This is a genomic window from Paenibacillus sp. cl130 (assembly GCF_900116035.1).
Lineage (GTDB): Bacteria > Bacillota > Bacilli > Paenibacillales > Paenibacillaceae > Paenibacillus > Paenibacillus polymyxa_B.
In genome coordinates this window covers 104789-116523 of record NZ_FOYG01000003.1, presented here as the reverse complement: position 1 = coordinate 116523, position 11735 = coordinate 104789, and the positions used below count along the sequence as shown (strand labels likewise).

Below are 11735 nucleotides of genomic sequence, written 5' to 3'. Positions count from 1 at the left end.
TCCACCACGTCCAAAGGACATGGAAGATGCCTATTGGGCTAGGGGACTTGCTCTTGTTGTAATCATTATTGCAATTTAGCAAGAAGTAACTCCAGTTCCTCCCTCTCCAGATGTCTCCATTGCCCACGTTCCAGATGATCCAAGGTAATATTCATAATTCGAATACGTTCCAACTTTAGCACCCTGTACCCCAAGGCCTTGCACATTCTGCGAATTTGCAAGTTCAGACCCTGCGTCAAAATAATGCGGAACTCGTATTCGCTCGTACGATCAACTTTGCACGGTTTGGTAATGACGTTCAATATTTCAACGCCACGAGACATGGCCTGCGTAAACTCGTTTGTAACAGGTTTGTCTACAGTCACTATATATTCCTTCTCATGACCATGCTCGGAACGCATCATTTGATTGACAATGCTTCCATCGTTGGTTAATAGAATGAGTCCCTCTGACGCTTTATCCAGCCTGCCAATGGCAAAGATACGTGAAGGATAATTGACATAACTAATAATATTGCCAGCCACTTGCTCCGCTGCGGTACAAACAATGCCTATAGGCTTATTCAGAGCCAAATATACAGGTTCAATGGAATTAAGCGGAATAGCTTTTCCATCAATCAGCACGATATCCTGTGGCTCTACTTCTGCGCCCGCTTCACAAACATTTCCATTAATCGTAATTCGTCCTGCTGCAATCAACCTATTGGTTTCCCGACGTGAGCAAAATCCTGTCTCACTTATGTACTTGTTAATTCTCACGATTCACCTGCTTCTGATTATAATATGCGAGTATAAGTAAAATAATTAAAAAAACACCTGATTGTTCTTGCTTAATCAGATGTTCGCCGTTTACGACAACTTATACTTTCCCGGCTTATTTGCTACTGCTGCCGCCGCTTTTATTCCTTGTTGGTTTGGCAGTGCCGCCTTTTGTACCACCTGCCGCTTTGCTTCCCGGTGCGCTTGTAGAAGCGCTTTTTGTCCTTACTGGCTTCGCAGTTTTGTTCCAGCGTGTCCAGCCCTTACTACCTGTACCTCTGCCGGTCCCGCCGCCCTTGCTTTTTCCACCCATATGATCACTCCATTACTAGTCGTTCAGATTTAACTAAGCTATCATACCATTACTTTGATCATAATGCCCATTTGTTTTAAAAAATTGAAGCATAAACTGTGCCAAATAAAGGAGCACATAATCATGTGAAAGCTCACACATGTTATTGTAGGCCGCGAAAAAAGCTTTCTTTTCCCCCACTTAAATGGCTAATTTTCTCTAGAAAAGAAGGATACAGGATGAATAATGACGTAAGCCTGTTTGTGGTTCGTCACGGTATTGGGACTGGTAATGAGCCGGATGCTCCGCTCAGAGTTCCAGAGGGCTTCGAGCAAGCCAAGCAGTTGGCGGATTTTCTACTGCATATGGATGGCTTGCATGTAGACCGTTTGATTTCCAGTCCGTATAAACGAGCTTGGCAGACAGCGGAAATCATTGAAGAACGATTAAACATCAAACTTGATCCACCTGAAGATCGTCTTAGAGAACGAGGGGTGCCCGAAGTTACGGCTGAAGAGTCTGAAAAAATGGTTAACACCCGGGTCACTGCCTTAACGGAAGAATTGCTGGAGAGCGGTCGACACACCTTTCTGTTAGTCACCCATCGCTTGATCATAACACTCCTGCTGCATCATTATGCTCCAGATTTTATTCTGGAGGAAATCACGAATCCAGATCTCTATCTTTTAACTTTTAGTGATGGAAAATGTCAGGCGAAGCATTTGTGGAGTACAGAGTAAACTGTTGTAGTTTAATTCAAAAAAAACTGGGAGGTCATCTAATTATGCAAGGAATGCTCGAAAGAAATCGCATCACCGCTGTTACCAAACCCGACGTATCCAACATGTCTGTTTGTATCGAAAATGTGAAAAAGGCGGTTCTCTCCAATCTTCAGGGGCCGGCAGCCCCTACGGATTATCACCAATTGATGGGAAGACTCCATGCGGCAAAAGCCAAACTGCCGAAAATATATCAGGAAACGGTCGCGATTCCGTTTATTAAGGAATTGGACAAGCTTGGGCAACAGGGCTTCACTGAAATTTTGATTCAGGACCCAAGTAGAACTAGAGCTGCCGGACTCATGCTGGATATCGCTCAGAGCATTCTGCAAAACGGAGAAGGCTACAATGCACTTGCGACCGATGCTTTTCAGGAGATTGTGAGTGACCTGTATGACGGTTTTCTTAGCGCAGAAGATCGTGAAGGAATAAAAGAACCGGATCTCAGTATTATTCCAGCACTTGTTAAATGGGGAGAGCCGGAAAATGGCCCGTACACATGGCCCGCTGATGCCACAGCAGTATTTAAAGTGCAAGCAGCGATTGTCAGTCTTCCTCCTGCGCATGCGACAAATGGACTGCTGGCTTGGTCCAGTATCCCGCATGAAGTATGTGGTCATGACATTTTGCATGCTGATCTGGGTCTAATTCAAGAGTTGGCCAATGTCGTTAGAAACAGATTAAACAGCGAAAACATCGGACAAGGACTACCGGACTACTGGGCTTCCCGCATTGATGAAACCGCCTCGGATGTATTGGGTGTCCTTAATCTGGGACCAGCAGCTGCCATTGGCTTAATCGGTTATTTCCGGGGTATGAATGCCGCCTTTTCGGGAAGAGCTCAACTTCGAAATGAAGGACCTACCCGTGATCCACATGCTGCAGATATTTTACGGGGATATTTGGGTGCCTACGCCACTGCACTTTTGGAATTCGACCAAGCTGGAGCATGGGCAGAAGTCATTGAATCGGAAGTCGACAAGGATCTATCAAATATTAAGCTTAACGGCAGAGCCATCGACGCTAATACAGCAAAACGTTCTGCACGAATTGTAGCTGAAGCCATTATGAAGACTAAACTTGCAAGCCTTGAAAATCACAGTCTGGATGAAATCCAAAACTGGAGAAACGAGGATGAGAGCGTCGCCGCACTTTTACGTACCTTGCTGCAAACCACCGGTTCTCTTACCGACGAGCACCGCTCTGGCTTCTACGCCGCGCATGTGGTAGCTGCTGCTATTACCGAGGGACTTTCCCGGGAAGCGGATCTGCAGGTTATATTTAATCGGATGCTGTCCCTGTTAAAGCTGATGCACGATACCAATCCTGCTTGGGGACCACTTTTCGTACAGCATCCCGGCGATATTTCACGTCATCTGCTCTATCACCCTGCCACTCCAAACCTGATTTCCCTCTAAACAAGCCATATAATAACCCGCAAAATAGTTGCTTAAGGACAAGCAGCCTTTTTGCGGGTTACTTTAATTCCAATCCCTTAAAAAGACGCTAACATCCCCCTTAACGGCTACACGTTAGAAAGTCAATGAACACTTAGTATTTTTGCTTCTGCACAGGCTAATAATGATAGGTGAGAATTTGCAAGTAAAAAATCAGCCATAAAGGAGTGAAACACATGTCTGTTGATGTTTATCTTAACTTTAATGGAAACTGTCGCGAAGCAGCGGAGTTTTACGCAGAGGCATTTGGGACTGAGAAACCACATATCATGACGTTCGGTGAAGCACCACCCAATCCCGATTATCCTCTACCAGAAGAAGCCAAAAATTTGGTCATGCACACGCGGCTTCAAATTGATGGTAGTAATGTCATGTTTTCAGACGTTTTTCCTGGGATGCCTTTCGTAGCCGGAAACAACATCAGCCTCGCCATCGTCAATAAGGACGAAGAGAAAATTCGATCGTACTTTCATAAGTTAAAAGAAGGGGGGACCGTAAACATGGAGCTTCAAGAAACATTCTGGAGCAAATGCTACGGTAGCCTTAAAGATAAGTTTGGAATTGAATGGCAATTGAGTTATGACAATGAAGAATCGCCCAAAGAACAATAAAAAAGACGTTAACCCAGCCATATTTTGCATGGACATGGGTTAGCGTCTTTTCATTATGCATTTAACTGGCTTTCGACAGCAAGTAAAGGAAATAAGGGGTAACCAGTATGGTGATAATAATTCCGGTTGGAATATCAGCTCCAAAACTAATCGTCCGAGTAAGTGTGTCAGCAATCAAAATGACGAGTGCACCAACTAATGCCGTCGTAGGTAGCAATAGCTTATGATTGGGTCCTACTAGCTTGCGTGCTAGATGGGGACTGACCATGCCTACAAAAAAGAAATTTCCGCCAAGTGCCACGCTACCAGAAGCGAGTGCAACGGCAGCAATTGTCAAGCCGATAAACTCCCTTTTAATTGCTACGCCGAGCCCCGATGCTGTCTGATTCCCCAAATTCAACGTATTGAGTGTGTTCGACCTGTAAAAAACGTAAAAGCAAATGATAAGCACCCACGGGAGCAGCACCATAATATAGCTCCAGTCGTCCCCCCACAGGTCTCCAGCCTGCCATCTCAGAGCAAAGTCATACTGTTGCTTGTCTAGCCGGAGTGTCAACATCAGAGATAATGCGCTGTAGCCACTGCCCATAGCGACACCGGTTAAAATTAAGCCTGTAGGCGAGATGTCTCTTCCCCGCCTGAAAGCAAACAAAAAAATCAAAAATGCTGCCGTAAGGCCGCCTGCAAAAGCCAGTCCTGGAAGAAGAATAGGCGATAGCAATCCTTCACTAGCGAACAACGTAATATACATAAGTACAAATAACCCTGAGCCTGAGCTGATGCCGAGTGTCCCCGGGCTGGCCATGTCGTTTTTGAGCAAGCTTTGCATAATACAGCCTGATATCCCCATGCCAATACCTACCAATATAGAAAGCACAATACGTGGCAGTCGAAAGTCAAACACGATCAGGTTCTGTTTGCTCGTTCCTTCGCCAATGATGACCTTGAAAACTTCGAGTGGAGAAAGGTTCATTTTCCCAACATTCATACTGAGTACAGCCACTAGCAGCGTCAGCACTACTAACAGTAAAATAATGCTAATCCCCCTGGTATTACGGGACAGTTTCAACTAAACTCCCTCCTCTGCTTGCGCACAAGGTAGAGAAAATAGGGTACGCCCACCAAGGCAAAAATAATGCCAAGGGGTGTTTCGTGAGGGCGATTGATCAGTCGTCCGAGTAAATCCGCCGCCAACAGAAAGACTGCTCCATACAAAGCTGAGGCCGGGATAATATACCGATAATCCGTTCCGACCAGATGGCGCATAATGTGTGGCACGATCAAACCAACGAAGCCAACAGGGCCGACCACAATAACCGATAACCCTGTTAAAATTAATACAATTAAGGTTGAAAACAGCTTAATCCTATTCGCACGAATACCCAAGCCTGATGCCACATCCTCCCCGAAGCTCAAAATCGTAATCGAGGGAGAAAGCGCGATGGCACAGACCAAACCCACTACAAACAGTGGCGCAATAAAAGCTAATTCGCCCCACTTGGCACTGGCTGTACCACCAGCAGACCAGTAATCAAGGGCTTGGCCAATCTCATACTTAATAGCGATAAACGTACTAAACGCACCAAAAAGCATGGAGATGGACATTCCTGCTAACACCAGTCGCTGAGGCGTCATTCCTCGCTTGCCTATAGATGCGATGTAATACGTAATGCCTGTAGTGATTGCTGCACCTAGGCAAGAATACAGCATGGTTTCTCCGTAGGTGCGACCAGGCAAAAAGGCCATACATAACGCAATAGCAAATGTCGAGCCTGAACTTATGCCAATGAGTCCCGAATCCGCTAGTGGATTACGAGTGGTTCCCTGCATAATTGCCCCACACACAGCCAAGCTGCACCCTACTATGATATCTGCCACGGTGCGTGGAAAACGCAAGGTGTGAATAATCTGATGTTCCGTAATGTTGGGATCAAACTGAAATATAGCCCCCCACGCCAGCTTCAAGCTCATTTCCGCAGCACCAAAGGTAATAGATGCTGCGGTAACCACCAGGAGCAGGAACACGCCCATGATCATATAGCCTATAAAATGAAATATTCCTTTTTTATTTGGTTCTTTGTGAGTAGACATCGATTACACCCTTAGTTGGTCAATTATGCAACGTTACTTAGTCTGTTCCAGCAATTTGCTAATAATATAATCTAGCTGCCCCGTCATACTAGCAACGTCCGAATAATAGAACAGTCCTGCATATTTCGCTGGAATTTCGATGATATGTCCGTTTTTAACGGCTGGAATACTGCTCCAGATTTTTGTCTTCGCATATTCGGATTCCTTGCCTTCCTGCTTAAACCAAAGGACATAATCTCCAAAGTATTCAGCAGCTACCTCGTAGGATAAAGAACCTCGACGCTCTCCGGAGCTTTTAACCAATGTGTTGAGCTTTTCCGGTTTGTGAAGTCCAAGATAATTGTAAAGCAACGTTCCTCCACGTGAGCCTGTTTCATAATAAATTCCATAGGAGCCACTGCCCCAGTCCTCGAAAATGCTAAACGTTTTGTCCTTGAATATGTCGGAATTTAGTTTTTCTTTGGCCTGACTCAGCTTGCTTTCAAACAGTGAAATCACTTTGTCTGCTTCTGCTTCATGTCCTGTGGCCTGACCAAGAAATTTCAAACGTTCTAGGGAGGTCATTTTATCCTCAGGTATCACAAGAACAGGCGCAATTTTAGAGAGCTTATCATAATCCTTTGTATCATATGTAATGATGAGATCAGGATCATACTTCATAATTTCCTCAGTTTCCCACTTTTCGATATTGGGGATGTCGTTAAACTTATCGTAAAAAGGCATCGTTTCTTGTTTCCACCCCATGACTGCGGCCGGCTTAATCCCTAGTGTAAATACATCGCCAACATACCAGTTCACGACTACCCGTTGAGGATTAGCGGGCACCTTCACATCTCCTTTTACCGTAGAGACTGTACGCGTATCAGAATCACTGCTTACCTCTTTCTTCGTGGGCGACGCGGGTTTAGCAGATGAATCAGAGGAACTGCCAGCATTCCCACAACCTGAAATAACAAAAATCACTACGAATAGTGCACATAAAATCATGTGAAATTTCTTGTTCATCATACGATGCATGTTGTAAATCTCCTTTGAAATATAGTAAGTGCAAAACATACTTAAAATTAGTGATATTGATAATCATTATCACTAATATAAAATTGTAAATTTTATATTAGTGATTGTCAACTGTTTCTTTATTTTTTTGTTTTACTTTAATGGGTTCTCCAGTGCTCCCCTTCTATTCGCTTCATGCCATTCCTGGTAGATTCCTCCAATTTCATAAAATGCTTTGTTCATTGCAGTTGTCAGCTCCTTCGTGATTTCCTTGGTATATTTTAAATGAGTATTTATGTTATCCACTTTATATTTGCGAAGCAAATTTAGATGAGCAATGATGTGAATTGTATCTTCGATGATCCAATAAATCACATCCTCTTCCTCTTTCGTAAGCTTGTTCAGCATCTGTATGCCTCTTTCATACATCTGGAGCGTATAACCCCGCTTGCCCACTTGCACATACGGGCTCAGATCATCATAAAAATCCGTACGGAAAGGTCGTCTTACATATTGCTCATACTGGTCTTCATATATTGAAGTTTGTTCAAGCTGTTTAATAGTCATATCTATGAGTTCTTGTTCGCTATATATTTTTTTCATCAGATTTTCCCTTCCCTTTCTCTACTAAATAAATTCAAGTCATAATCATGTTAGATCACAAGTGATGCAATAAGAAGTCAAATTCTTTTTTTACCAACCATTAACAATTCTGTTTGATGCAAACGATAATTAGAATAGAGGGAATTTCCTCAATATATCCAACTGAAGGAGACAGGCGAATGAATAGAGTATGGACGAAAGCATCAGCTATTCTATTGGTAGTGGTATCCTTAATATTCAACGGAACGTACGCACTCGCAGCTTCGGCAACATCAACGTATATCGTTACGTTTCAACAAGCAACCTTGGTATCCAACGATCACGTAGGCAACGAATGGGCCATTGCTGCCCAGGTGGCAGATCAATCCATTAGTGAAGGTAACAGCGTGAAGGTGAAGGTCAAATCGAATGGTAGCATAAAGCTGTATGCGTACGCTGAGGAACAAGACAAAATTCCTGATGAAGGCGAAGCCACCAAGAATGTAAAGGTCTCCTCGGTTTCTGCTAAAGGTTCTACCGTTAAGTTAAGAGTGACGGTTACTGAAAACCGTGGACGTTATTCAGGTCATCAAGCCGTTTGGGAATTTACGTACAAGATTAAGAAACAATAATAGAATGCTAAAAAAAAGACCGTCACTCCCCAGGAGCGGCGGTCTTCGCTTTTACAAGTCGCTGTAACTGGGCACGTACCATTTCGGTATATAGGTTTGAAAGTAATTATACGCCTCCAAAACCTCTTCAGCTCGTTGCACCATATCGTCTACCTCTTCTTTGCCAAATGGAATGGCCCAGTGAATCGATGAAAGCTGATTGCTTGCAATATACAGAGCCATTAATCTAAAAAATAAATCAGGTACATGGTTATTAAAATAACTGTGGATACGGCCCGAAGCGAATAAAGGACTTAATGCTGCACACCAGGTAATTCTATTGAATTCCTCCCAAGGATCACCATAATCCATTCTATTAAAATCAATGATACCCAGTTCACCAGATGGGTTAACCACCATATTGCCTACATGATAATCCCCATGCTGAAAAGTCTGGGGACGATTTTCTAATAGATGGCGGTTTTTCTCAATAAAGCTTATGGCTTGATCTGCTCCCTTTAGGGGAATACCGCATGACTTATAGTTTGTAATATATCTGTTGATTTTGGCATTATAATGTTCAGCCCATGGGACTCGATCTTGCTCCGCATGAATCTCATGCATTTTTTTTAGTGCATCTCCTGCCTGAACTCCGAGTTGATACTGTTGTGCTGCGGTTAACGTGAGGATAATCTCTTCAGCATCTTTCCCTTCGATCCAGGTGAACAGAGAATACACAGATTGACCATCATGACAAATCCCAAATTCAAGCGGCCGGGACATGAACAGATTCTCCACGTGATTCAGCTTTGTTACAGCTTCAAACTCGCGTTTCTTTTTATCATAATGAATCATATCCGACATTCTTAGCAGCAAGTCCCTACCGTCAGTGGTTTGAATATAATATTTTTTGTCACTAGACCAGCCTTTATGAATCTCTTCCACGCTGCTCCACATGCTGGCACCCGGTATTTCACTAAAGAGTCGATTCACGCTCATCCCCCCACGTTAAGATAGCCTTACTTACTATATTTGCTTTCCATAGTTTACCTTTGAAATGACAGAGGAATCAATCTTCTTCCAGGAAAAACTCAAATAAAAAAGGCTGAAAAGACAAGTCGTCTCTTCAACCTCAATATTCACTGGGTTGCCATCGTGAACACCCATCACTTGTATTGTCAAATTAGTAAGAATAAGAAAACTCATGTTTAAATTCGTCTACCCGTTGAATGGTTTTCAAAATATTGCGACCTTCACGTGTGCCATCAATAATACGACGAGCTTGTTTACTATCCCCGATATTAATAACTTCTACTTGATGTTCTTTACCATATTCGAGCAAGCTGTCCATCAGCGGACTGTACGAACGCATACCCAAGCATACGAATCCAAGATCAAAAGGAATCTCAAACTCCTGTTCTCCATGCTTTACTTTGAAGCGGTCGCTGCACACTTCTGTCAAAGCTGTTTCCGTATGGACGTTCACTTCCCGCTCCTCTACCATTTTCATCATAGAAATGCGAGTAATCATATCCAGGTCTTTACCCAGTAGCGGCATCATCTCAATGATGGAAACCTCTTGTGCCCCACGCTCTGCGTAATATTCGACAACATCCAGTCCCACAGCTCCGCCACCAACTACAGCAATGCGTTTACCTTCAAACTCCTGGAATTTCTCCATGTTGTGCAAAAGATCAAAGATAGAGAACACTTTTGTGCCCGGTTTGCCCAGTTGCTCATGTAAACCTGCAATTGGCGGAAGAAGTGGTGTGGCCCCCGTCGCATTGACAATAATATCAGGATTCAGGGCACTAATCATCGCCAAATCGGCTCGGGTCCCTGTTACAATGTTCAGATTGGTTAACTGTTTGGTGCGTTGAATCAGATAATCAGGGAAATCATTGATACGTGTTTTGTCCGGCAAGCGGGCAATATCACGAGCCAAGCCGCCCAACTCTGGTTTCTCCTCAAAGAGGGTTACTTTGCAGCCTACTTCAGCTGCCGTACATGCTGCTTCCATGCCAGCAGTGCCCCCACCAATAACAACAACCTGAACATTATTTTTAACACGTTGTTTCCGGTATTCAGCTTCCTTGAACAGATCCGGATTTACCGTACAGCAAATCGGTTTACTTTTGGAGATACGATGATCGGCACAACCAATGTTGCAAGAGATACATTTTCTAAGCAAATGTTCGTAGCCGTTTTGCACTTTAAGCACCCAGTTCGGTTCTGCAATCAACCCTCTACCCATAGCCAGCAGATCAGCGTCACCTCTCTCCAAAATATCCTGCGCAGCCTGTGGGCTCCGAATATTACCTGAGGTCATTGTGACTTTCCCGAATTTTTCTTTTACCGCTTTAGCCATATATGAGCGCCAACCATCCGGCAGGTTCATCCCGTCAATCTGGAACTGGATGGAATCATTCAGAGCAGCAGAAACGTTCAGAATATCTACCTCATCATTAAGATACTCCAATAACTCGAGTGTATCTTCCAGTGTGTTCCCACCTTCTGTGAACTCTTCCGCGCTAAAACGTAAGCAAATAGGGAAAAATGGGCCGACCACTGAACGAATTTCATCAATGACTAATCTGGCAAAACGAGTACGGTTTTCTGCGCTTCCGCCAAATTCATCCGTGCGTTTATTATACATCGGTGAAAGAAACTGACTCAGCAAGTAGGAGTGTCCCGCATGAATTTCAACACAGTCAAATCCTGCTCGTTGCGCTCTTCCCGCTGCTTCTCCGTATTTGCGCACAATGGCGTAAATTTCTTCTTTTTGCAGAGGTCTTGGAATAGCTCCGCCCTTTTTAGAAGGAATATTCGAAGAAGATACAGGCTGAACTCCGTTCAGTCGTCCCGCATAAGCCGAAGCACCCGCATGGTTAATTTGTACAGAAACACAGGCTCCATAAGAGTGCAGGGCTTCTGTTAATCTAAACAGTCCGGGAATAAACTGGTCGTTATCCATACGCAACTGGGTTGTTCCGTTTGTACCCATCGGGAAATCCAGACAAACATTTTCTACTGTTATCAAGCCGGTACCACCTTTGGCCCGTTGCACGTAATAGTCAATATGATCCTGAACAAAGCTTCCGTCCATGGCAGCAAAGTTAGTTCCCATCGGGGGCATAACAATCCGATTTTTCAAGGTCATGCGTCGTATGGTTAGAGGTTCAAAGATAGCAGGATAGTGGTTCATTGTTCTTCCTCCTTGCGAGTTTACAAATTTCATGTTCAAGCTTCCATTAAAGCATTCTCATATGTGATTTTTTTCACTTTCGGGAATATCGAGATGTTATTGAGTACGATCATTCCTTATGACTTGATTTTATATCATCTAATCCATAAATTCTAATGCTATTTTATGTATCAAATCATAGTTTTAGTCTATAGATTAACTGGATTTAGACATAAAAAAGGAACAATCCTATGAGGAATGTTCCTTTAGTGTGAAAAATCATGCTTATATTCCGGACCATCTACCAATCCGTTCTTTTGAAACCGTTGGGTACACGCTCCAAAATCCCTTCCCTAACATATTTGTCCAGCAGC

12 protein-coding genes are annotated in these 11735 nt (G+C 43.6%); 4 read left to right on the top strand and 8 right to left on the bottom strand.

What is annotated here, in order from left to right; genetic code table 11:
• Positions 1 to 65: 65 nt before the first annotated feature.
• Positions 66 to 758, bottom strand: a complete 693-nt coding sequence (locus BM358_RS09900; RefSeq protein ID WP_023988501.1) for a pseudouridine synthase — start codon at positions 756 to 758, stop codon at positions 66 to 68.
• A gap of 115 nt (positions 759 to 873) precedes the next feature.
• Positions 874 to 1071, bottom strand: coding sequence for a DUF3934 family protein (locus tag BM358_RS09895; RefSeq protein WP_023988500.1), 198 nt, complete (start codon positions 1069 to 1071; stop codon positions 874 to 876).
• Positions 1072 to 1289: 218 nt separating this feature from the next.
• Between BM358_RS09895 and BM358_RS09890 the strand changes: the two genes are divergently transcribed.
• From BM358_RS09890 to BM358_RS09880, 3 genes are all read left to right on the top strand, one after another.
• The gene (locus BM358_RS09890; protein WP_028541362.1) at positions 1290 to 1790 is read left to right on the top strand and encodes a histidine phosphatase family protein; all 501 of its coding nucleotides are present in this window, start codon (positions 1290 to 1292) and stop codon (positions 1788 to 1790) included.
• Positions 1791 to 1834: 44 nt separating this feature from the next.
• Positions 1835 to 3247, top strand: coding sequence for a hypothetical protein (locus tag BM358_RS09885; protein WP_028541363.1), 1413 nt, complete (start codon positions 1835 to 1837; stop codon positions 3245 to 3247).
• Between the two features lie 215 nt (positions 3248 to 3462).
• The gene (locus BM358_RS09880; protein ID WP_023988497.1) at positions 3463 to 3897 is read left to right on the top strand and encodes a VOC family protein; all 435 of its coding nucleotides are present in this window, start codon (positions 3463 to 3465) and stop codon (positions 3895 to 3897) included.
• 61 nt (positions 3898 to 3958) lie between these two features.
• Here BM358_RS09880 and BM358_RS09875 read toward each other — a convergent pair whose 3' ends face one another.
• From BM358_RS09875 to BM358_RS09860, 4 genes are all read right to left on the bottom strand, one after another.
• Entirely contained in the window at positions 3959 to 4966 is a 1008-nt protein-coding gene (locus tag BM358_RS09875; RefSeq protein ID WP_028541364.1) for a FecCD family ABC transporter permease, read from the bottom strand.
• The gene (locus BM358_RS09870) at positions 4963 to 5988 is read right to left on the bottom strand and encodes a FecCD family ABC transporter permease (protein ID WP_025721067.1); all 1026 of its coding nucleotides are present in this window, start codon (positions 5986 to 5988) and stop codon (positions 4963 to 4965) included. The genes BM358_RS09875 and BM358_RS09870 overlap by 4 nt, the downstream gene beginning before the upstream one ends.
• Before the next feature lie 33 nt (positions 5989 to 6021).
• A complete protein-coding gene (locus tag BM358_RS09865) occupies positions 6022 to 7005 on the bottom strand; it encodes an ABC transporter substrate-binding protein (protein WP_028541365.1) in 984 nt (327 codons plus the stop codon).
• A gap of 132 nt (positions 7006 to 7137) precedes the next feature.
• Complete coding sequence (locus tag BM358_RS09860) at positions 7138 to 7587, bottom strand: Imm63 family immunity protein (protein ID WP_028541366.1); 450 nt, start codon at positions 7585 to 7587, stop codon at positions 7138 to 7140.
• A 179-nt stretch (positions 7588 to 7766) separates the two neighbouring features.
• Between BM358_RS09860 and BM358_RS09855 the strand changes: the two genes are divergently transcribed.
• Complete coding sequence (locus BM358_RS09855) at positions 7767 to 8198, top strand: hypothetical protein (protein ID WP_028541367.1); 432 nt, start codon at positions 7767 to 7769, stop codon at positions 8196 to 8198.
• 51 nt (positions 8199 to 8249) lie between these two features.
• On the opposite strand, the gene BM358_RS09850 is transcribed toward BM358_RS09855, so the two are convergent.
• Both BM358_RS09850 and BM358_RS09845 read right to left on the bottom strand, forming a co-directional pair.
• Positions 8250 to 9170, bottom strand: coding sequence for an aminoglycoside phosphotransferase family protein (locus BM358_RS09850; protein WP_028541368.1), 921 nt, complete (start codon positions 9168 to 9170; stop codon positions 8250 to 8252).
• A gap of 190 nt (positions 9171 to 9360) precedes the next feature.
• A complete protein-coding gene (locus BM358_RS09845; protein WP_025721079.1) occupies positions 9361 to 11382 on the bottom strand; it encodes an NAD(P)/FAD-dependent oxidoreductase in 2022 nt (673 codons plus the stop codon).
• Positions 11383 to 11735: the final 353 nt, after the last annotated feature.